This is a genomic window from Pseudomonas palleroniana, assembly GCF_022836895.1.
GTDB lineage: Bacteria > Pseudomonadota > Gammaproteobacteria > Pseudomonadales > Pseudomonadaceae > Aquipseudomonas > Aquipseudomonas palleroniana.
The window spans coordinates 974,400-996,687 of sequence record NZ_CP092411.1 but is presented as its reverse complement, the minus strand read 5'-3'; the positions used below and the strand labels follow the sequence as shown (position 1 = coordinate 996,687).

At 61.3% G+C, this 22,288-nt stretch carries 19 protein-coding genes; 10 read left to right on the top strand and 9 right to left on the bottom strand.

Features of this window, described 5'->3' with window-relative positions; all coding sequences use genetic code 11:
- The first annotated feature begins 16 nt into the window (after positions 1 to 16).
- The 8 genes from betA (at position 17) to yccS (ending at position 12,431) form a co-directional block, all read left to right on the top strand.
- Positions 17 to 1,720, top strand: coding sequence for a choline dehydrogenase (betA, locus tag MJP36_RS04395; RefSeq protein WP_161548682.1), 1,704 nt, complete (start codon positions 17 to 19; stop codon positions 1,718 to 1,720).
- A gap of 221 nt (positions 1,721 to 1,941) precedes the next feature.
- Positions 1,942 to 3,384: a TldD/PmbA family protein gene (locus tag MJP36_RS04390; RefSeq protein ID WP_161548681.1), complete on the top strand. Its 1,443-nt coding sequence runs from the start codon at positions 1,942 to 1,944 to the stop codon at positions 3,382 to 3,384.
- Entirely contained in the window at positions 3,384 to 4,700 is a 1,317-nt protein-coding gene (locus MJP36_RS04385; RefSeq protein WP_244384946.1) for a TldD/PmbA family protein, read from the top strand. Before MJP36_RS04390 ends, MJP36_RS04385 begins: the two co-directional genes overlap by 1 nt.
- 223 nt (positions 4,701 to 4,923) lie before the next feature.
- Positions 4,924 to 5,772: an alpha/beta fold hydrolase gene (locus MJP36_RS04380; RefSeq protein ID WP_104994893.1), complete on the top strand. Its 849-nt coding sequence runs from the start codon at positions 4,924 to 4,926 to the stop codon at positions 5,770 to 5,772.
- Positions 5,773 to 5,807: 35 nt separating this feature from the next.
- Positions 5,808 to 7,235: a multidrug transporter subunit MdtD gene (gene mdtD, locus MJP36_RS04375; RefSeq protein WP_090368309.1), complete on the top strand. Its 1,428-nt coding sequence runs from the start codon at positions 5,808 to 5,810 to the stop codon at positions 7,233 to 7,235.
- Positions 7,236 to 7,365: 130 nt separating this feature from the next.
- Positions 7,366 to 8,703: an ATP-dependent RNA helicase DbpA gene (gene dbpA / locus MJP36_RS04370; protein WP_244385602.1), complete on the top strand. Its 1,338-nt coding sequence runs from the start codon at positions 7,366 to 7,368 to the stop codon at positions 8,701 to 8,703.
- Positions 8,704 to 8,834: 131 nt separating this feature from the next.
- Positions 8,835 to 10,013, top strand: a complete 1,179-nt coding sequence (locus MJP36_RS04365; RefSeq protein ID WP_244384945.1) for a BaiN/RdsA family NAD(P)/FAD-dependent oxidoreductase — start codon at positions 8,835 to 8,837, stop codon at positions 10,011 to 10,013.
- Between the two features lie 234 nt (positions 10,014 to 10,247).
- Entirely contained in the window at positions 10,248 to 12,431 is a 2,184-nt protein-coding gene (gene yccS / locus MJP36_RS04360; protein WP_205344407.1) for a YccS family putative transporter, read from the top strand.
- A gap of 74 nt (positions 12,432 to 12,505) precedes the next feature.
- On the opposite strand, the gene MJP36_RS04355 is transcribed toward yccS, so the two are convergent.
- Positions 12,506 to 13,243: a substrate-binding periplasmic protein gene (locus tag MJP36_RS04355; protein ID WP_244384944.1), complete on the bottom strand. Its 738-nt coding sequence runs from the start codon at positions 13,241 to 13,243 to the stop codon at positions 12,506 to 12,508.
- Positions 13,244 to 13,441: 198 nt separating this feature from the next.
- Between MJP36_RS04355 and MJP36_RS04350 the strand changes: the two genes are divergently transcribed.
- Positions 13,442 to 13,894 carry a GNAT family N-acetyltransferase gene (locus MJP36_RS04350; RefSeq protein ID WP_060753677.1) on the top strand — a complete coding sequence of 151 codons (453 nt, stop codon included), beginning with the start codon at positions 13,442 to 13,444 and terminating at the stop codon, positions 13,892 to 13,894.
- A gap of 107 nt (positions 13,895 to 14,001) precedes the next feature.
- On the opposite strand, the gene MJP36_RS04345 is transcribed toward MJP36_RS04350, so the two are convergent.
- From MJP36_RS04345 to MJP36_RS04335, 3 genes are read right to left on the bottom strand one after another with little or no spacing between them, the layout of a single operon-like run.
- Positions 14,002 to 14,298: a winged helix-turn-helix domain-containing protein gene (locus MJP36_RS04345; RefSeq protein WP_244384943.1), complete on the bottom strand. Its 297-nt coding sequence runs from the start codon at positions 14,296 to 14,298 to the stop codon at positions 14,002 to 14,004.
- 19 nt (positions 14,299 to 14,317) lie between these two features.
- Positions 14,318 to 14,818, bottom strand: coding sequence for a M48 metallopeptidase family protein (locus MJP36_RS04340; protein ID WP_090368301.1), 501 nt, complete (start codon positions 14,816 to 14,818; stop codon positions 14,318 to 14,320).
- 42 nt (positions 14,819 to 14,860) lie between these two features.
- Complete coding sequence (locus tag MJP36_RS04335; RefSeq protein ID WP_060753400.1) at positions 14,861 to 16,966, bottom strand: putative bifunctional diguanylate cyclase/phosphodiesterase; 2,106 nt, start codon at positions 16,964 to 16,966, stop codon at positions 14,861 to 14,863.
- A gap of 311 nt (positions 16,967 to 17,277) precedes the next feature.
- Here MJP36_RS04335 and MJP36_RS04330 point away from each other — a divergent pair, with 311 nt between their 5' ends.
- Positions 17,278 to 17,943, top strand: a complete 666-nt coding sequence (locus MJP36_RS04330) for a polysaccharide lyase family 7 protein (RefSeq protein ID WP_060753402.1) — start codon at positions 17,278 to 17,280, stop codon at positions 17,941 to 17,943.
- Positions 17,944 to 18,017: 74 nt separating this feature from the next.
- Here the strand turns inward: MJP36_RS04330 and fba are convergent, their stop codons facing one another.
- The 5 genes from fba to epd all read right to left on the bottom strand — a co-directional run bounded on the left by fba (position 18,018) and on the right by epd (position 22,250).
- Positions 18,018 to 19,082 (bottom strand): class II fructose-bisphosphate aldolase, encoded by a 1,065-nt coding sequence (gene fba, locus MJP36_RS04325; protein WP_003177554.1) that lies wholly within the window; start codon positions 19,080 to 19,082, stop codon positions 18,018 to 18,020.
- Between the two features lie 280 nt (positions 19,083 to 19,362).
- Positions 19,363 to 19,695 (bottom strand): MliC family protein, encoded by a 333-nt coding sequence (locus tag MJP36_RS04320; protein WP_060753403.1) that lies wholly within the window; start codon positions 19,693 to 19,695, stop codon positions 19,363 to 19,365.
- Positions 19,696 to 19,756: 61 nt separating this feature from the next.
- Positions 19,757 to 19,984: a hypothetical protein gene (locus MJP36_RS04315; protein ID WP_060753404.1), complete on the bottom strand. Its 228-nt coding sequence runs from the start codon at positions 19,982 to 19,984 to the stop codon at positions 19,757 to 19,759.
- 29 nt (positions 19,985 to 20,013) lie between these two features.
- Positions 20,014 to 21,177 (bottom strand): phosphoglycerate kinase, encoded by a 1,164-nt coding sequence (locus tag MJP36_RS04310; RefSeq protein ID WP_060753405.1) that lies wholly within the window; start codon positions 21,175 to 21,177, stop codon positions 20,014 to 20,016.
- 17 nt (positions 21,178 to 21,194) lie between these two features.
- Positions 21,195 to 22,250 carry an erythrose-4-phosphate dehydrogenase gene (gene epd / locus MJP36_RS04305; RefSeq protein ID WP_244384942.1) on the bottom strand — a complete coding sequence of 352 codons (1,056 nt, stop codon included), beginning with the start codon at positions 22,248 to 22,250 and terminating at the stop codon, positions 21,195 to 21,197.
- Positions 22,251 to 22,288 lie beyond the last annotated feature (38 nt).

Genomic DNA, 22,288 nt, shown 5'->3' with positions numbered 1-22,288 from the left:
AAAAGAGGGTGCATTCATGTCCCAAGAATACGATTACATCATTGTGGGTGCCGGTTCCGCCGGCAACACCCTGGCGACCCGTCTGACCGAAGACGAAGGCGTCACCGTTCTGCTGCTGGAAGCCGGCGGCCCTGACTACCGCTTCGACTTCCGCACGCAAATGCCTGCGGCGCTGGCGTTCCCGCTGCAAGGCCGCCGCTACAACTGGGCCTACGAAACCGACCCGGAACCACACATGGACGGCCGGCGCATGGAATGTGGTCGCGGCAAGGGCCTGGGTGGCTCTTCCCTGATTAACGGCATGTGCTACATCCGTGGTAACGCGATGGACTACGACGGCTGGGCGAAACTGCCGGGCCTGGAAGACTGGACCTACCTCGACTGCCTGCCGTATTTCCGCAAAGCAGAAACCCGCGACATCGGCCCCAACGATTGGCACGGCGGCGATGGCCCAGTCAGCGTGACCACGCCCAAGCCCGGCAACAACCCGCTGTTCCACGCCATGGTTGAAGCCGGCGTGCAGGCCGGTTACCCGCGCACCGAAGACTTGAACGGCTACCAGCAAGAAGGTTTCGGCCCGATGGACCGTACCGTCACGCCCAAGGGCCGTCGCGCCAGCACCGCACGCGGTTACCTGGACACCGCCAAGAAGCGCTCGACGCTGACCATCGTCACCCACGCCCTCACCGACAAAGTGCTGTTCGAAGGCAAGCGTGCCGTCGGCGTGCGTTACTTGATCGGCGCGGCTGAAGAGCGCGTCGAAGCCCGTGCGCGCAAAGAAGTCATCGTGTGCAGCGGCGCAATCGCTTCGCCGCAACTGCTGCAACGCTCCGGTGTTGGCCCGGCCAAGCTGCTGGAAAGCCTCGATATCCCGGTGGTCCACGACCTGCCAGGCGTCGGCGAAAACCTGCAGGACCACCTGGAGCTGTACCTGCAATATGCGTGCACCCAGCCCGTGTCGCTGTACCCGTCGCTGCTCTGGTACAACCAGCCGGCCATCGGTGCCGAGTGGCTGTTCAACGGCACCGGCATCGGCGCCAGCAACCAGTTCGAAGCGGGCGGTTTCATCCGTACCCGTGAAGAATTCGAATGGCCGAACATCCAGTACCACTTCCTGCCGGTGGCGATTAACTACAACGGCAGTAACGGTGTGAAAGAGCACGGTTTCCAGGCACACATGGGCTCCATGCGTTCGCCAAGCCGGGGTCGCATCCAGTTGAAGTCGAAGAACCCACGGGACTACCCGAGCATTCTCTTCAACTACATGGCCACCGAACAGGACTGGCAGGAGTTCCGCGACGGCATCCGCCTGACCCGTGAAATCATGGCGCAACCGGCCCTGGACCCCTACCGTGGCCGCGAAATCAGCCCGGGCATCGAAGTGCAAACCGATGAACAGCTGGACAAGTTCATCCGTGAGCATGCCGAAACCGCGTTCCACCCGTCCTGCTCGTGCAAGATGGGCACCGACGACATGGCGGTAGTGGATGGCCAGGGCCGCGTGCATGGCATGCAAGGCCTGCGTGTGGTCGATGCGTCGATCATGCCGATCATCACCACCGGCAACCTGAACGCGCCGACGATCATGATCGCCGAGAAAATCGCCGACAAGATCCGTGGCCGCCAGCCACTGCCGCGCAGCACCGCCGACTACTATGTCGCCGGCGACGCGCCAGTGCGTGGCAAGCCGTTGCGTGAAGTGGGCCAGACGGCGCAGTAACTGATAAACCGCAGCGCTCCCATCGGGAGCAAGCCCCCTCCCACACTACGGTGTTCACACGTTCAGATGTGTGAATGCAGTCAAATGTGGGAGGGGGCTTGCTCCCGATGAGGCCCGCCCAGACAAGACACGCCCCCCGCCCTACACTTTCCTTGATCAGCTCCCAGCCCAGGCCTACTCTGTTCGCCTGCCCGCGCCGAGCCGCCCACAAGGAAGGCCCCATGTTCGACCACCACGCCACACTCAAAAAACATTTCAGTGCCCTGCGCACCACCGCCGAATTCTTTTCGCTGCGCTACGTGCGCGAATCCGGCCAATACTTGTCAGTGCGCAAAAACGTCGCCGAACCGCCCCACCTGAGCCACGACGAAGGCGCCATGCTGACCGTGCGTCTCAATGGCGTGGAAGCCTATGCCGCGACCAACGATATTTCCCTGGCCGGCCTGCAAGCGGCCCTCCAACGTGCCGAACAGCAAGCCCGCCTGATCAAGCCCCACGCCCTGCTCGACCTGCGCGACCAAGCCGTCTCCAGCGCCGTCGCCGACTACCTGTCCCCCGACCTTGACCAGCCCTTCCCGTCCTTGAGCGACTGCTACCAACTGCTGGGCAACGAGTCGGCCGCCGTGCCCAAGGACGAGCGCCTGGTCAGTTGGGACGTGAGCCTGGGCCTGACCCGCGTCGAGCAGATCTACCTCAACAGCGCGGGCGCCGAATTGCGCCAGGCGCAGCGCTTTGTATTCCCCGGTGTCAATGTCACCGCCTACGACGGCAACGATAGCCAGACCCGCACCTTCGGCGGCAGCAACTTCGGCCAGCAAGGCGGGTTCGAGGTGATCAGCCGCTTCGGCCTGGTCGGCGCCGCGCCGCGCATCGCCGATGAAGCCCTGCAACTGCTGGCCGCGCCAAACACGCCCAGCGGCGCGCGTGACCTGCTGTTGATGCCCGACCAGATGATCCTGCAAATCCACGAATCCATCGGCCACCCGCTGGAGCTGGACCGCATCCTGGGCGATGAACGCAATTACGCCGGCACCAGTTTCGTCAAAGCCAGCGACTTCGGCCAGCTGCAGTACGGCTCACCGCTGCTCAACGTGACCTTCGACCCCGACATTCCCGAACAACTCGCCAGCTACGGCCATGACGACGAGGGCACGCCGGCCCGCAAACAATTCCTGATCCGCGAAGGGCTGTTGCTCAAGCCGCTGGGCGGAGCGTTGTCGCAATTCCGCTCGGGCCTGGGCGGCGTGGCCAACAGTCGTGCCAGTAGTTGGAACCGTCCGCCGATCGATCGCATGGCCAACTTGAATATCGAAGCGGGCGACAAGAGCCTCGCGCAACTGGTCGGCGGCATCGAAAACGGCATTCTCATGTCGACCAACCGCTCCTGGTCCATCGACGATGCGCGCAATAAATTCCAGTTCGGCTGCGAATGGGGCCAGTTGATCGAAAACGGCGAGCTCAAGGGCGTGGTGAAAAACCCCAACTACCGAGCGATTTCCGCACAGTTCTGGCGCAACCTCAGCGCCGTCGGCGACGCCAGCACCTTCAAGGTCCTGGGCACGCCAAACTGCGGCAAGGGCGAACCCAACCAGGTGATCCGCGTGGGCCATGCCTCGCCCGCCTGTGTGTTCAGTCATATCGATGTATTTGGGGGAGATGCCTGATGAACAACTTCAAGGCACTGGTGCAATGGCTCAAGCAGGCCATCACCGACAAGGAACAATTTCACCTGGGCTATGCGGATGAAGCGTCCGAGTTCGTACGCTTCAACCACGCGCAGGTGCGCCAGGCCGGGCAGGTGCAACAAGCCAGCCTCAACCTGAAACTGATCAACGATGGCCGCCACGCCGACCTGGGCATCACCCTGTCCGGTGAGCCTGCGCTGGACCGCCAACGCCTGGCCGACGGCCTGCAGCAACTGCGTGAAACCTTGCCGTTGCTGCCGCGGGACCCGTACCTGTTGCTGAACCACAATGCCTGGCAGAGCCACAATGAACAGGCGCGACCACTGCCGGAACTGGCCCAGGTATTGGAAGCGATCGGCCAGGCCGCTGACGGTGTCGACCTGGTCGGCTTCTACGCCGCCGGCCCCATCAGCCGGGGCTTCGCCAGTTCGGACGGGGCCTTTGGCTGGCACCGCGCCAACAGCTTCAACTTCGATTTCAGCCTGTTCCATGCCAATGGTGAAGCGGTGAAAGCCAGCTACGCCGGGCACACATGGAACAGCGAAGAGTTCGCCGCACGGTTGCAGCAGGCACGCCAGCAATTGGAATTTCTCGGCCGTCCGCTGCACACACTGGCCCCTGGGCAATACCGTGCCTACCTCGCGCCGGCGGCGCTGGAAGAGATCATCAGCATCATCACTTGGGGCGGGTTCTCCGCCCAGGCCATCGCCAGCAAAGGCAGTTCGCTGCAAAAGCTGTATGCCGGTGAACAGTCGCTGAGCCCGTTGATCAAGCTCGATGAACAGGTCAGCGGCTCCCTCAGCCAGGCGTTCTCCACCGAAGGCTACCCCCGTGGCGATGTCACGCTGATCAACCAAGGCAAGGCAGAAGGCCAACTGATCAACTCGCGCAGTGCCGCCGAATATGGCCTGAGCACCAACGGCGCGAGCAGTGACGAATCCCCGAGCGCCTTGCAAATGGCGGCGGGCGACCTGGCCCAGGCCGATATTCTCAAGCAGCTGGGCACAGGGCTGTATATCAGCAACCTGTGGTACCTGAACTACTCCGACCTGCCGGCCGCACGCCTGACCGGCATGACCCGCTTCGCCACGTTCTGGGTCGAAGACGGCGAAATCAAGGCGCCGGTCAGCACCATGCGCTTTGATGACAGTGTGTACAACCTGCTCGGTTCACAGCTGGAAGCGCTGACCGCCGAGCGGGAATTGCTGCTGTCGCCGAGCACCTACGACCGACGCAACACGGCCTCCAACTTGTTGCCGGGGGCCTTGGTCAAACGCCTGACCCTGACCCTCTGAACACAGCAATGTGAGGGGGGCTTGCTCCCTCCCACACTGCTTGGTGCAGATTTCAAATACTCCAGCTCGCCCCCTTCCTACCGTAAATTCTCATCTTCCGCTTGTTCCTGCGTGCTCTGTTGTCGCCTGCAAAAAACCTCGTTATAAGGGTTAGTGGCATCCCGCCACTCTCCCCCAACGAGAGCACGACCTTGCCCGGGATAGGGCAAGCTGGAGCGTTGACATGGACCATGGAAGTTTTGTCATACAAAAGCTGTTCAAGCACTACAACGTTCACGTTGAACGGCTTGGAAATCATCCGCAAAAAAACACCGTGCTCATGGTCAATGGAGCACTGTCCACCACGCGGTCCTTTGCGCGAACCAGTAAATGCCTGGCCGAGCATTTCAACGTACTGCTGTTTGACTTGCCCTTTTCGGGTTACTCCCGCGAGCACAATACCGACCTCGACCTGGTGACCAAGGACGATGAAGTGCAAATACTGCGCGCGCTGGTGGAGCGCTTTGAGGTCAACCATCTGGTCTCGGCCTCCTGGGGCGGCATCTCCACGCTGTTGACCCTGGCGCACAATCCGCCGTCGATCAAAAGCTCGGTGGTGATGGCCCTGGCGCCCCACCTCAATCAGGCCATGCTCGACTATGTGGAACGCGTACGCGTGCTGATCGAGGCCGATGACAAATCCGCCGTCGGCCATCTGCTCAACGAGACTGTCGGCCAATACCTGTCGCCGCGCCTCAAGCGCAATAACCATCGACACCTGTCGAGCATGGCCACCACCGAGTATCGCCAGGCGCGCTTTCACATTCATCAGGTGCTGGCCCTGGGCGACGGCAACTACCTGCCGGCGCTCAGGCAGATTGAAACACCGGTGCACTTCCTCAACGGCGCCCTGGACGAATACACCCCCGCCGCCGAGGCACAGCTGTTCAAGCACTATGTGGGGCGCAGCAGCTTTGCCGTGGCCGAACACACGGGCCACTTGCTGGATCTGGAGTCCAACGAAGCGGCTGCGGCGGTGCACCGTGAACTGCTGGATTTCCTGGTGGGAAAAGGCGCGACGAATGGCGCATAATTGCCGACACGTAGCCAGCTAACAAAAGGGTTCACATGCCGAATCGCGCCCCTCTCGATGCCAAGACCGCCCGCTGGCTACCCTGGGTGGTAGCGATTGCCTTCTTCATGCAGTCGCTGGATGGGACGATTCTCAACACGGCACTGCCGGCCATGGCCCGCGACCTCGCGGAAAACCCGCTGCGTATGCAAGGCGTGGTGATTGCCTACATGCTCACCGTCGCCTTGCTGATCCCGGCATCGGGCTGGATCGCCGATCGTTTCGGCACCAAGAAAATCTTCTTCGGCGCGATCATGTTGTTCAGTATCGGCTCGCTGCTGTGCGCCCTGTCGAGCAGCTTGACCATGCTCGTCGGCGCGCGCGTGATTCAGGGGCTGGGCGGCGCCTTGATGCTGCCGGTCGGACGGTTGGTGGTGCTACGTGCCTACCCTCGTTCGGAGCTGGTGCGCATCATGGGCTTCATTACCATCCCCGGCCTGCTCGGCCCGCTGCTTGGCCCGACCATGGGCGGCTGGATGGTGCAATACCTGACCTGGCACTGGATCTTCCTGATCAACCTGCCGGTGGGCATGATCGGCTGCTACGCCGTCTGGAAACTCATCCCCGACCTGCGCGGCAGCGAGCGCACGCGCTTCGACGGCATCGGCTTTCTTCTGTTTGGCGCGGCAATGGTGCTGATCACCATCGCCATGGAGGGCCTGGGCGAACTGCACTTGCCGCATCTGCGGGTAATGTTGCTGCTGTTTGGCGGGCTGGCGTGCCTGGCGGCGTATTGGCTGCGCGCCGGGCATCTGGATAACCCGCTGTTTTCGCCGATGCTGTTCAAGACTCGCACCTTCGCCGTGGGCATCCTCGGCAACCTGTTCGCCCGCCTGGGCAGCGGCGCCCTGCCGTTCCTGGTGCCGTTGCTGCTGCAGGTGGCGCTGGGGTATTCGCCGTCGGAAGCCGGCATGAGCATGCTGCCGCTGGCGGCGGCGGCGATGTTCGCAAAATCCATCGCCCGCGTACTGATCGAACGCCTCGGCTACCGCGTGGTGCTGACCGGCAACACCTTGTTCCTCGGCATCATGCTGGCGAGCATGGGCCTGGTCAGCGAGCACACGCCCTACCCATTGCTGCTGTGCATGCTCGCGGTACTGGGGGCGATCAATTCCCTGCAATTCACCGCGATGAACACCGTCACCCTGATCGACCTCGACGACGCCCAGGCCAGCAGCGGCAACAGCTTGCTGTCGGTGGTTGCGCAATTGTCCCTCAGCCTCGGCGTGGCCTGTGCCGGTGCGTTGCTCGGCGGCTTTACCGCCCAAACCGGCAATGACGGCGTGGAAAGCGTGCTCGGCGCGTTCCAACTGACCTTTCTCACCGTGGGCATCATGGCGATGCTGGCGGCGGCGATCTTCCTGCAATTGTCGCCAACGGACGGCAAACGCGTGGTCAGCCGCGAACACGACATCGAGCATTAACCGGCTTCTCGTCTAGAACTTGCGGGGAAATTCCTTTGAGGCTGGTACACTGCGCGACATTTTGTTTTGCAGAGCCAGTCCCGTGACTACCATCGCCACCGCTTTTAATACTTTGCCCCTGTCCGCCGCCATGCTGGCTAACCTCGACTCGCTGGGTTATGTCGAGATGACGCAGATCCAGGCGCAGAGCTTGCCGGTGATCCTCAAAGGGCTGGACCTGATTGCCCAGGCCAAGACCGGCAGCGGCAAGACCGCCGCGTTCGGCATCGGCCTGTTGAACCCGATCAACCCGCGCTACTTCGGCTGCCAGGCCCTGGTGATGTGCCCGACCCGTGAGCTGGCTGACCAGGTCGCCAAGGAAATCCGCCGCCTGGCCCGCGCTGAAGACAACATCAAGGTGCTGACCTTGTGCGGCGGCGTGTCCCTGGGCCCGCAGATCGCCTCCCTGGAACATGGCGCCCACGTCATCGTCGGCACCCCGGGCCGCATCCAGCAGCACCTGCGCAAAGGTTCGTTGGTACTGGACGGTTTGAACACGCTGATCCTCGACGAAGCCGACCGTATGCTCGACATGGGCTTCTACGACGCCATCGAAGACATCATCAGCAAAACCCCACCGCGTCGCCAGACCTTGCTGTTCTCGGCCACCTACCCGGTGAGCATCAAGCAGCTGGCGTCCAAGTTCATGCGGGCGCCGCAACAGGTGAAAGCCGAGGCGTTCCACTCCGACGACCAGATCGAACAGCGTTTCTATGAGATCTCGCCAGAAGAGCGCATGGGCGCGGTGACCAAGGTGCTGGCGCATTTCCGCCCGGCCTCGTGCGTGGCGTTCTGCTTTACCAAGCAGCAGGTGCAGGAAACCGTGGACCACCTGACCGCCAAGGGCATTTCCGCCGTCGGCCTGCATGGCGACCTGGAACAGCGCGATCGTGACCAGGTGCTGGCGATGTTCGCCAACCGCAGCACGTCGGTACTGGTTGCCACCGACGTCGCCGCCCGTGGCCTGGACATCGACTCGCTGGACATGGTGATCAACGTCGAACTGGCCCGCGACTCGGAAATCCACATCCACCGTGTAGGCCGTACCGGCCGCGCCGGTGAGACCGGCATCGCGATCAGCCTGGTGGCGCCCTCCGAAGCACACCGCGCCCAAGCCATCGAACAGTTGCAGAAAACCCCGCTGAACTGGGACCAACTGGACAACCTCAAGCCACAAAGCGGTGGCCCGCTGCTGCCGCAGATGAGCACCCTGTGCATCGCCGCCGGCCGCAAAGACAAAGTGCGTCCAGGCGACATCCTCGGTGCATTGACCGGTGAAGCCGGCATCCCGGGTGCCCAGGTCGGCAAGATCGCGATCTTCGACTTCCAGGCATTCGTGGCGGTGGAGCGCGGGATCGCCAAGCAGGCGCTGCAGCGTTTGAATAACGGCAAGATCAAGGGCCGTTCGTTGCGCGTGCGCATCCTCTGACAGGATCGTTCCCATGCTCTGCGTGGGAATGCATCCCGTGACGCTCTGCGTCACCCTGCGGACGCAGAGCGTCCATTGCGGCATTCCCACGCAGCGCGTGGGAACGATCTGATAAACATGAGGACACCGTTTTGCGCTCGACCGAAGTTGTGATCATTGGCGCCGGCGCCGCAGGCTTGATGTGCGCGCTGACTGCCGCCGGGCGTGGGCGCAAGGTGATGTTGATCGACCATGCGAACAAGGCCGGCAAGAAGATCCTGATGTCGGGCGGTGGCCGCTGCAATTTCACCAACATGTACACCGAGCCGGCCAACTTCCTCTCGCACAACGCGCACTTCTGCAAGTCCGCCCTGGCCCGCTATACCCAGTGGGACTTTATCGGGCTGGTGGCCAAGCACGGCGTGCCGTACCACGAAAAGAAACTCGGCCAGCTGTTCTGCGACAACAAGTCCAGCGACATCCTCGGCATGCTGCTCGATGAATGCCTCCAGAACGGTGTGAACCTGCACCTGGACACCTCCATCCAGGAGATCGCCAAGGTCGACGGTGGCTATCAATTGCAGACCACCCTGGGCGAACTGCGCTGCGAATCCCTGGTGATCGCCACCGGGGGCCTGTCGATCCCGACCCTGGGCGCTACCGGTTTTGGTTATCAGGTCGCCAGGCAATTTGGCCACGAACTGCTGCCGACCCGCGCAGGTCTTGTGCCCTTCACCATCACCGACCAGCTCAAGGAACTGTGCGGCGAGTTGTCCGGCACCTCCGTGGACTGCCTGGTCAGCTGCAACGGCCAGAGCTTTCGCGAAAACATCCTGTTCACTCACCGCGGCCTGAGCGGCCCGGCGATTTTGCAGATTTCTTCGTACTGGGAGTCCGGCGACACCGTCGAGATCAACCTGCTGCCCGATCATGACGCCCACAGCTGGCTGCAACAGCAACAGGTCGAGCATCCCAACAGCGAGTTGAAAACCCTGCTCGGCGACATCTTCACCAAGAAGATGGCCAACCTGCTGGCGCAAAGCTGGTTCGTGTCCAAGCCGATGAAGCAGTACACCCACGCCGAAATCGCCGAAATCGCGCAAAAGCTGTCGAGCTGGCAGTTGGTGCCGGCCGGCACCGAGGGCTATCGCACCGCTGAGGTGACGCTGGGCGGAGTGGATACGCGGGAAGTGTCGTCCAAGACCATGGAATCGCTGAAAAGCCCAGGGCTGTACTTCATCGGGGAAGTGCTGGATGTGACCGGTCACCTGGGCGGGTTCAACTTCCAGTGGGCCTGGGCGTCAGGTTATGCGGCGGCGCAGTACGTCTGAAGGATGTACTCGGTCAAATGTGGGAGGGGGCTTGCTCCCGATAGCGGTGGATCAGCCAGCTTATCTGCCGCTGCCCCACCGCTATCGGGAGCAAGCCCCCTCCCACTTGGATTGCATTGCATATTGAAAATGGCGGGCGGGAATATATTTTGCTGTCGGATGTGATCGCCACGCTTGCCGTGGCGTCATTACTGGCTCAATTTAGCGGCATCGTCCCGGAAGACTCCAGACTTCATGTCATCGACCTCGTTCAAGCAGTCCATGCGGCGCCTGTGGGCGCTGGATAAATTCAGTTACAGCGTACGGGTATTCATCGCCCTCACCGGCAGCATGGCGCTGTGCTGGTATCAGGATGAAATGACGCTGCTGATCCCGTTGTTCCTGGGGATTATCGCCAGCGCCCTGGCCGAGACCGATGACAGTTGGCAAGGCCGCCTCAATGCCCTGGCGGTGACGCTGGTGTGTTTCAGCATCGCGGCACTGTCGGTGGAGCTGCTGTTTCCTTACCCCTGGATCTTCGCGATAGCCCTGGCCCTGGCCAGTTTCGGCCTGACCATGCTCGGGGCGCTGGGCGAACGTTATGGGGCGATTGCCTCGGCGACGCTGATTCTGTCGGTGTACACCATGATCGGCGTGGACCAGCGCGGTGGCGCGGTCACGGATTTCTGGCATGAGCCCCTGCTGCTGGTAGCGGGTGCAGCCTGGTATGGCGTGCTGTCGGTAGTGTGGCAGGCACTGTTTTCCAACCAGCCGGTACAGCAGAGCCTGGCGCGGTTGTTCCGCGAGCTGGGACGCTACCTTAAACTGAAGTCGTCGCTGTTCGAGCCCATCCGCCAGTTGGACGTGGAAGCGCGCCGCCTGGAACTGGCCCAGCAAAATGGCCGGGTGGTCGCGGCGCTGAATGCGGCGAAGGAAATCATCCTGCACCGCGTGGGCAATGGTCGGCCAGGCTCGAAAGTCAGCCGCTACTTGAAGCTGTACTTCCTCGCCCAGGACATTCACGAACGCGCCAGTTCATCCCATTATCCCTACAACGCCCTGGCCGAAGCCTTCTTCCACAGCGACGTGCTGTTCCGTTGCCAGCGCCTGCTGCGTCAGCAAGGCAAAGCCTGCCAGACCCTGGCCGAGTCGATTCAGCTACGCCAGCCGTTCATCTATGACGACAGCTTCGCCGAAGCCCTGGGCGACTTGAACGCGTCCCTGGAGCATCTGCGCATCCAGAGCAACCCGGCTTGGCGCGGCCTGCTGCGTTCGCTACGGGCCTTGGCGGCCAACCTGTCCACGCTCGACCGCCTGCTGAGCGACGCCAGCAACCCCGACGCCCTGGCCGACGCCACCGACAGCAGCCTGCTTGACCGCTCGCCGCGCAACCTCAAGGAAATGTGGACGCGCCTGCGCACCCAGCTGACGCCGACGTCGTTGTTGTTTCGCCACGCGTTGCGCCTGCCGCTGGCACTGAGCATCGGCTACGGCATGGTGCATTTGATTCACCCGTCCCAGGGTTACTGGATCATCCTCACTACCTTGTTCGTCTGCCAGCCCAACTACGGCGCGACGCGGCGCAAACTCGGCCAGCGGATCATCGGCACCGCCATCGGCCTCACCGTGGCCTGGGCCTTGTTCGACCTGTTCCCAAGCCCGCTGGTGCAGTCGATGTTCGCCATCGCCGCCGGCCTGGTGTTCTTTATCAACCGCACCACCCGCTACACCCTGGCCACGGCGGCGATCACCCTGATGGTGCTGTTCTGCTTCAACCAGGTCGGCGATGGCTACGGGCTGTTCCTGCCGCGTCTGTTCGACACCTTGCTCGGCAGCGTGATCGCGGGCCTGGCGGTGTTCCTGTTCCTGCCGGACTGGCAAGGCCGGCGCCTGAACAAAGTGCTGGCCAACACCCTGACCTGCAACAGCATCTACCTGCGCCAGATCATGCAGCAATACGCCGCCGGCAAGAGCGACGACCTGGCCTACCGCCTGGCCCGGCGCAATGCACACAACGCCGACGCAGCGCTGTCCACGACCCTGGCGAACATGCTGATGGAGCCGGGGCACTTCCGTAAGGAGGCAGACGTGGGCTTTCGCTTCCTGGTGTTGTCCCACACCCTGCTCAGCTACTTATCGGGGCTGGGCGCGCACCGCGAAACCCAACTGCCGGCCGAAGCGCGTGAACATTTGATCGAGGGCGCCGGCAACACCCTGGCGGCAAGTATCGATGAAATCGCCACGGGGCTGGCCAACAAGCAGCCCATTGCGATTCAAAGCGATGCCGAGGAAGCGATGGCCGCGGAGCTGGAGCAGATGCCGGATGAGATCGATGAAGGGCAGCGCCTGGTGCAGACGCAGTTGGCGTTGATCTGTCGGCAGTTGGGGCCGTTGCGCACATTGGCTGCACACTTGATCAAAGACACCGGCGCGGCTTAGGCCGCTATCGGGGGCAAGCCCCCTCCCACAGGGGACTGCATTCCGAAGGCAGGACGATAAGGCCAGAAAGAACGCTACATCCCATGCTCTTTCATTAATCGTTCATAACTGCCATCGGCCTTCATCTTGGCAATCTCCCGGTCGAAGCCGGCAACGATCTGCGCATGCTCCGGGTTCTTCAGGCTGACGAGAATATGCAGGCTGTTCTCACTCAGCGGCTTGGGCAGGAACTCCACCGAATTGCGCACCCGCGGCGACTCCCGCGCCAGGTAGTAGCGGGCCACATACTCATCTTCCAGCGTCAGCCTCACCCGCTGTGCAGCGAGCATGCGCACGGCCATGGCGAAGTTATGCACCGGTATTTTCTGTAACTGTGCATCCTGATCGAACGCTGGCGAATAGGCATACCCGCGCACGACAGCAATAGGTTCGCCGTGCAACTGCTCCAGGTTCTGATAGTCGATCGGGTCATCGCCACGTTTAATGAAACGCACCCGGTTGAGCAGGTACTCGGCGGAGAACTGCCCAAACTGCGTGCGGGCATCGTCGTACCAGGCATTGATCAGCACGTCGTAGCGCCCCTCACTGACCCCCATCAGCGCGCGCGCCCAGGGCACCTGCTCGAAATCGCTGGCGTAGCCGGCGCGGGCCAACGCAGTGCTGACAATATCGGTGGCCAACCCACCGTTGACCAGCGTGATATCGGTAAACGGTGGCCAGGCGTCCGCGACCAGACGCAGGCGTTGCGCGAGCGCCGGTTGGGCCAGCAACAGCACTGCAATCAAAGCAACGGCACGATAACTTCGCAGCATGCTCAAAGTCCTTGGCGGGCACGTGATGGCTTTATAACAGTAGCTCATCAATGAGCTTGTATTGCAGATTACACAAAGAAGTCAGCGGCGAGCGCAGAGAATGATGGCAAATTGACGCCATTCACAAAAATGCACGACTTAGACAGCAACCGCCGTCGCGCTTACTATCCTCTCCAGGCATTTCCAAGAGCACATATGATGACGATTGAATGGGTCTGCAAGCATCACGACGATTTGGGCAAAGAGCAGCTCTACGCCATCCTGCGCCTGCGCTGCGAGGTGTTTGTCGTGGAGCAGCGGTGCGCTTACCAGGACATCGACGGGCAGGACCTGTCCGGCGATACCCACCACTTGATGGCCTGGAAAGAGAATGAACTGGTGGCCTATCTACGCCTGCTGGACCCGGAGTCCCAGGGCGGCGACGTGGTGATTGGCCGGGTCATCGTGGCACCCTCGGCGCGCGGCAGCGGCCTGGGGCACCGGATGATGGAGGAGACGCTCAAGCACATCGCAGAAATCTGGCCCGAGATGCCGATCTTTCTCTCTGCCCAGGCGCATTTGCAGGAATATTACGGGCGGTATGGGTTTGTGGTGGCGGGTGAGGAATACCTGGAGGACGATATTCCACATATTGGTATGCGGCGCGCTTGAGGGCCCCATCGGGGGGCAAGCCCCCTCCCACACTGGGTTGGGTTCACACTGTCAAAATGTGGGAGGGGGGCTTGCCCCCGATTGCGTCAGCCCTATCACCGCATCCCTCAGGGGTAACCCAACACCTGCTTGATCGACACCAGATTCCCTTCGATCCATTGGCGATCAATCGCGCCCCAGCTGCGAATCCGATAGCGCCCGGCATGGTTGCGCGCACCGTCTTGCTGCTCGAACTCACACACGATATCCAGGTCGGCCAGCGCCGCAATCGTGTCCTGCGCGGTGCGCCTGGGCATGCCGGTGACGTCAGTCAGTGCCGGGACAGTGCTGGCCAGCTGGCTGTCGATCAAATACGCCACGTACAGGCGGCGGTAAAAACTGCTTTTGGTCTTGCTCACATCCATGGTCAATCGCCTTGTGCGGTCAGGGCTTGCCCTGCAGGTCGCGATACGTGAGGTACACCCGCAGGTCGAATTCCACCTGATGGTAGCCCGGCATCATGTAGTCGCAGAGTTTGTAGAACGCCTTGTTGTGGTCCGATTCCTTGAAGTGCGCCAGTTCATGCACCACGATCATGCGCAGAAATTCCGGTGCCGCCTCCTTGAACAACGCGGCAATACGGATCTCTTTCTTGGCTTTGAGATTGCCGCCCTGCACGCGCGAAATCGTGGTGTGCAAACCCAAGGCGCGATGGGTCAGGTCCAGGCGGTTATCGAACAGCACCTTGTCGATGGCCGGGGCGTTGCGCAGGTGTTCCTGCTTGAGCGCCAGCGCATACGCGTACAGCGCCTTATCGCTCTGCACCGCGTGGCGCTCGGGATAACGCTGCTCCAGGTAGGCGCCCAACTGGTCCTTGGCGATCAATTGGCGCACCTGCTCCTGGAGCGCAGCGGGATAGGCCTGGAGGTATTTCAACGCGGTCATGGGATCTGCAACGGGGCTCGAAAGGCCACCAGTGTAGCGAATTCACAGCTGACGGGGGTGAGACCAGGCGCCAACTTCCTCGGCGAGCAATGGTTGCGCCGCCAATGGGCCCTGGATAAACAGGCAACCATGGGTTTTAAGCCACAGGGCCTGCTCCGATGTCTCCACGCCCTCGGCGATGACCAACACATCGAAATGCTCGCACAGCTGGATAATGCTGCGCGCCATCGCCGCGTCCCGTGTCGAGCCCGGCAGGCGAGCCACCAGTTGCGGGTCCAGCTTGAGCGTATCGAACTCCAGGTCACGCAGATGGGCCAAGGAACAGCGACCCGAGCCGAAATCATCCAGGGCAATGCGCACACCGATCTGGCGCAGTAACTTGAGTTGCTTGGTGGAGTCTTGAAGGTTGTTCATCAGGCAGTCTTCACTGATCTCGACCTCCAACTGCCGCGCCTTCAAGCCATGCTGCTCCAGTACCTGCTGCAGTTGGTTCGCGAGGTTAGGCATATTGAACTGGCTGCTGCTGAGGCTGACACTCAACACCAGCTCGCTATCGAAAATGCCTTGCCAGGCTTCGCGCTGAACCGCGACCTCCTGGTAGATCCAGGCACTCAGTTGGCTGATCAGGCGAGCCTCTTCCAGCAACGGTAGAAACAGCCCCGGCGGCACGTCGCCGACGCTCGGGTGCTGCCAGCGCAACAGGGCCTCGAAGCCACGCAAACGCCCATCCTCCAACGACACCTGCGGCTGGAACACCAAGGTGAACTCTTTGTTCTGGATAGCCGTGCGCACACTGTCTTCGAGCATCAGCCGTGAGCGCGCGCGGCCGTTCATGTCTTTATCGTAGTAACGATACTGCTGGCGGCCGGCGCGCTTGGCTTCGTACATGGCGATATCCGCCGCTCGTAGCAGGCCGCTCAGGTCGGCACCGCAATCCGGGTACGTCGCAATCCCGATGCAGGCCCCGAGCATCACATCCAAACCGTCGACGTGTTGGCTGACAGACACGCGCTCGATCAGTTTTTCCGAGATTTTCGCCGCTTGTTCCGGAAATTCCAATTCCAACAACGCGGTGAACTCATCCCCGCCCATGCGCCCGAGAATGTCATAGGAGCGCAGACACGCCTGCATCTGTTCCGAGACCCAACGCAGTACACGGTCACCGGCGTCATGCCCCAAGGTATCGTTGACCCGCTTGAACCCGTCGAGGTCCAGGTACAGCAATACCAGTGATTGATCACTGCGCTCGCTGCGCGCCAGGGTGCTTTCCACCGCCTGCTGGAAACCGCGCCGGTTCAACAGTCCGGTCAACGGATCGGTGACGGCCTGGAACTCCAACTGTTGATGCAGATGGCGCACCTCCGACATGTCGAGCACCGTCACCACCATGGCCTTCTGCTCAGCGGGCAGAGGCGCGCAAGACAAGGCCACCGGCACTTGCTGGCCGCGACGGGTGCGCAAGATCGCGTCGTGCTGGCGCCACGTTTCGCCTTTGCGATACGCCTCGTACATCGGGAAACCCAACCAGGCAGGCACGTGAGGCTTTTGCAGGAAACTCAGGAAACTTTCGCCCTGCAACTCAGCCATCGTAGCGTTGAGCAAGCGTGAAATCGCCGGGTTGGCATACTGGATGACACTGCCCTCACCCACCACCAAAATACCCTCGGCAGCGTTGTCCAGCACCGAGGCATTGAAGGCACGGGCAGCCTCCAGTTCCAGGCTAAGGCGCTGCAAGGAGCGCCGGTTACGCTGGTGCTCCAACAGTGCCTGCACTTTGGGCTTGAGGATATTCGGGTCAAAGGGTTTGAACAGGTAATCGATGGCACCACTGGCATAGCCTTCCTGCACTGCGTCGGGCGATTGGGCATGGGCGGTGAGGAAGATGATCGGGGTCATTCGTGTACGCTGGCTGCCGCGCATCAGGCGCGCCACCTCAAAGCCATCCATGCCGGGCATGCGCACGTCCAGCAATACCAGATCGATTTCGTGGGCCAGCAATAATTCGAGGGCTTCCAGGCCGGAAGCGGCGGTAATCACCCGCCAGTCTTCGCGCTGCAACAATGCACGCATGCTGATGAGATTTTCCGGGTAGTCATCGACCACCAAAAGAACCGAACTGCCATCGCCGTGGTGTGGAGCACAATCCATGCTACTTCTCTTCCTTGAAGGGCTGCACCGGTCACTTCTAAGACTAAAACCGGACAAACACTGAGGTCTCACTCTAGACCCGGTTCTAAAAAAGCAGAAGCGACGTCGATACCATCATTGCGCCAATAGCCAGGAAGCCGACTAACGGTACAGCCCTGCAGGCCACGCGGTATGGGACACATGGCTTTTTGGCATTCCATTGGCGCCAAAAAATTGCCAACAAGTGTTTAACAATCGGTTTGAACCGACCTATAAAGAACCCGTGCAGCCCTCGGGCTAAAGCCTTCAACCCCTGTAATAAGGCCAACACCATGATCGACCTTTCCACCTGGAACCTGAGCATTCCTGTCGGCTCCCCGCCAGCGACTATCGACACGCCGAAGCTGGTCAGCGGCTTCAAGGACCAGTACTTCCAGGCCGAAGGCAGCAACGTGCAATTCTGGACACCGGTGACCGGCACCCGCACCGAAAACGCCATCTACCCCCGCAGCGAATTACGTGAAACCTATGCCGACGGGAGGCTGCGCAACTGGACCTACCCAGAAGCGAACAACTTCCTGCGCGCGACCCTGGAGGTCAATCAGGTGCCGTCGTCCGGTAAAGTCGTGATCGGGCAGATTCATGCCTATGACAGCCAGAAGCCGCTGATCAAACTCGAATACCAGTTCAAGGAAAAGACCCAGACCGGCAACATCGTCGCCAAGGTGCGCATGCGCCCGGACGACGGCGAAGGCCGCGTGGTAACCATCGCGTCGAATGTGCCGCTGGAGAAGAGTTTTACCTACGTGATCAACCTCAACAAAGCCGGCCTGCTCAGCGTGTACGCCGCGGACGGAGAGTGGAACGAGCGAATCGGCGCGGCGTGGGGGAACAAGCCGTTGTACTTCAAGGCGGGGGTGTATGTGCAGGACAATAGTGGGGATAGCAAGGAAGGCGCGCGGGTGACGTTTGCCAAGTTGGATATTGATCACGAATAAACCACTACGGTCGTCAAACTCCAACCGAAAAAAAAGCCCGCATCACTGCGGGCTTCTTTTCAAACACCTAAGGCTCAATTCACCTTGGCGTTCAACTCACCTTTCAAATACCGCTGGTACATCGCTTCCAACGAGATCGGCTTGATCTTCGAAGCATTACCGGCCGTGCCGAACGCTTCGTAGCGAGCGATGCACACGTCGCGCATTGCCGTTACGGTAGCGCCGAAGAACTTACGTGGGTCGAACTCGCTCGGGTTGGTCGCCATCAGGCGACGCATCGCACCGGTGGAGGCCAGGCGCAGGTCAGTGTCGATGTTGACCTTGCGCACGCCGTACTTGATGCCTTCGACGATTTCTTCAACCGGTACGCCGTAGGTTTCCTTGATGTCGCCGCCGTACTGGTTGATGATCGCCAGCCACTCTTGCGGTACCGAGGAAGAACCGTGCATCACCAGGTGGGTGTTGGGGATGCGCTTGTGGATTTCCTTGATGCGGTCGATGGCCAGCACGTCGCCGGTCGGTGGCTTGGTGAACTTGTAGGCGCCGTGGCTGGTGCCGATGGCGATGGCCAGGGCATCCACCTGGGTCTTTTTCACGAAGTCGGCAGCTTCTTCCGGGTCGGTCAGCATCTGGCTGTGATCCAGCACGCCTTCGGCGCCGATGCCGTCTTCTTCGCCGGCCATGCCGGTTTCCAGGGAGCCCAGGCAGCCCAGTTCACCTTCAACCGAGACGCCGCAGGCGTGAGCCATGGCCACGGTTTGTTGGGTCACGCGTACGTTGTACTCGTAGTCGGTCGGGGTCTTGCCGTCTTCGCCGAGGGAGCCGTCCATCATCACCGAGCTGAAGCCCAGTTGGATGGAGCGCTGGCACACATCAGGGCTGGTGCCGTGGTCCTGGTGCATGCACACCGGGATGTGCGGGAATTCTTCGATCGCGGCAAGGATCAGGTGACGCAGGAACGGCGCGCCAGCGTATTTGCGGGCACCGGCCGAAGCCTGGACGATCACGGGGGAGTCGGTCTTGTCAGCGGCTTCCATGATGGCGCGCATCTGCTCAAGGTTGTTGACGTTAAAGGCTGGGACGCCGTAGCCGAACTCGGCTGCGTGGTCCAGCATTTGACGCATGCTGATAAGTGCCATTGTGTTGTCTCTCCCGATCGAGGGTCGTTAATCGTGCAAGCCTGCCGTAGCGCAGGCCGCTATTCAAGTTATTGCCGGTCAGGTTTTGCACGCCTGGCCTGCTGAATCGTTATTTCTGATGGGCGCGACTCAAGTTCCAGTTTTGAACCGAATCTCATGTGGGAGGGGGCTTGCTCCCGATGGCAGCCTCCCAGTGATGAATCTCTTGACTGACCCACCGCTATCGGGGGCAAGCCCCCTCCCACATTTGGATCTCATGACCTTCGAGACCGCGCTCCAGTTACTGGGCCTTGCAGCCGCGCCCGATCAAATCGTCAGTCGCAACCCAGTAGACCAGGCCTTCCTCACCTTTTGTGTGAAACGCCAATTGACCGTCGCTGTACAGCACGCCCGAGGCGGCAACCTCTTGTTTGAGGCGGTAAACCTGCTCCGAACCCCCGAGGCGCACATCCACCTCCGAACGCGCCTGGTTCGCGAAGCGCCAGTTGACCTCAGCCTTGCTGTCGCAGGTCCAGGTGGTCCACTTATCGGCAGGCTCTGCCTTGTTGAACATGTTCATGCTGCTGCAACCGGCCAACAGGGCCAGTGCCGCGAGGGCGAAAACGCCTTTCATTGCCAATCCTCGAACGCAGGCCCAAGGGCCGCTGCTGCTGTCGGTTAGTTGATCAGACCCGTCAAGGGCAACCCTGTTCCTGACCGTTGGGCGCGGCGTCGTATTTCTCCAGCCGCTCGTTGCCGATGCGCTTGTTGATCACCGGCATGGTTTCGGCTTGCCAGTCAGCCTGGTAGCAACTGTGTTTGCGAGGCGCATCGGCTTTGTCCGCCTCGGGCGCCACACGTGGTGTGCTACCGCAGGCGGCCAACAGGCCTGCGGTCATCACCAATGCCAGCGACTTGATCATGGGAATGCTCCTTTTCCGGATCACGCGCCTTAACCTTTGGCTCGGGTTTCCAGCACTTCCACGGCAGGCAGCACTTTGCCCTCGACGAACTCGAGGAACGCGCCACCACCGGTAGAAATGTAGGAGATTTGATCAGCAACGCCATATTTATCGATGGCCGCCAGGGTGTCGCCGCCACCGGCGATGGAGAACGCCGCGCTTTCAGCAATCGCCTTGGCCAGCACTTTGGTACCGTTGCCGAACTGGTCGAATTCGAACACGCCGACCGGACCGTTCCACAGGATGGTCTGGGAAGCTTTCAGCAGTTCGGCGAAATTAGCTGCGGTTTGCGGGCCGATATCCAGGATCATGTCGTCGGCGGCCACGTCAGCGATCAGCTTCACGGTGGCTGCGGCGCTCTCGGCGAACTCCTTGGCAACCACTACGTCGACCGGCAACGGCACGCTGACCTTGGCGGCGATGGCACGGGCGGTGTCCAGCAGGTCCGGCTCATACAGCGACTTGCCTACCGGGTGGCCGGCTGCGGCCAGGAACGTGTTGGCGATACCGCCGCCGACGATCAGCTGGTTGCAGATCTGGCTCAGGCTGTTGAGCACGTCGAGCTTGGTGGAGACTTTGGAGCCGGCCACGATGGCGGCCATCGGTTGCGCCGGCGCGCCCAGGGCCTTGCCCAGTGCATCCAGTTCAGCCGCCAGCAGTGGGCCGGCCGCCGCGACCTTGGCGAACTTGGCCACGCCGTGGGTCGAACCTTCGGCACGGTGAGCGGTGCCGAAGGCGTCCATCACAAACACGTCGCACAGGGCCGCGTATTGCTGGGCCAGTTCGTCGCTGTTCTTTTTCTCGCCCTTGTTGAAGCGCACGTTTTCGAACAGCACGATATCGCCCGCTTTAACCTCAACGCCACCCAGGTAGTCAGCTACCAGCGGCACGTCGCGGCCCAGGGCCTTGCTCAGGTAGTCGGCCACCGGCTTGAGGCTGTTTTCGGCGGAGAACTCACCTTCGGTCGGACGACCCAGGTGGGAGCACACCATTACGGCCGCACCTTTTTCCAGGGCCAGCTTGATGGTCGGCAGCGAGGCCAGGATTCGCGCATCGCTGGTGACAACTCCGTCCTTGACTGGGACGTTGAGGTCTTCGCGGATCAGTACGCGCTTACCTTGCAGATCGAGGTCGGTCATCTTCAACACGGTCATGGGTCGCAGTTCCTGAATTACTGTTGAGGTTGTTTAGAAGCGATGTGCAGATAGTGTTCGGCAACATCCAGCATGCGGTTGGCAAAGCCCCATTCGTTGTCGAACCAAGCCAGGATGTTCACCAGCCTGGGGCCGGAAACGCGGGTCTGGCTGGCATCGACAATCGCCGAATGCGGGTCATGGTTGAAATCACAACTGGCGTGGGGCAACTCGGTGTAGGCCAGCAAGCCTTTGAGCGGGCCGCTGGTGGCGGCATCACGCAAGATCCGGTTGACCTCCGTCGCATCGGTGTCGCTGACGGTCTGCATGGTGATATCCAGGCAGGACACGTTCACCGTCGGCACCCGTACGGCTTTGGCCTGGATTCGCCCGGCAAGTTCCGGCAAAAGGCGCTCGATACCACGGGCCAGGCCGGTGGACACCGGAATCACCGACTGGAACGCCGATCGTGTGCGGCGCAGGTCTTCGTGATGGTAGGCGTCAATCACCGGCTGGTCGTTCATCGCCGAGTGAATCGTGGTGATCGACACATAATCCAGGCCAATCGCCTGATCCAGCAGGCGCAACAGCGGCACGCTGCAGTTGGTGGTGCAGGAGGCGTTGGACACCAGCAACTCATCACCGGTCAGGCAATCCTGGTTGATGCCGTAGACGATGGTGGCGTCGACATCCGCCTCGCTGGCCATCGGCTGGGAAAACAGCACGCGTGGCGCGCCGGCGTCGAGGAACCGCTGGCCATCGGCACGGGTGTGGTAAGCACCGGAGCATTCCAACACCAGGTCGACGCCCAGCGCCGCCCAGTCGATGCCCTCGGGGGTGGCACTGCGCAGCACTTTCACGCAGTTGCCATTAATGTGCAGACAATCGCCGTCAACCCGCACTTCGCCAGGGAAGCGGCCGTGGGTGGAGTCAAAGCGTGTCAGGTATTCAATACTGGCCATGTCGGCCAGATCGTTGATCGCGACAATTTCAAAGCCAGCCGCCGCCCCTCGCTCGAACAGAGCACGCAAGACGCAACGACCAATGCGGCCGTAGCCGTTGAGTGCAACTTTGTAGGGACGCGGTTGAGGCATGGGGTTCTCGATTACCTTGGATACTGAGGTGAATGTGC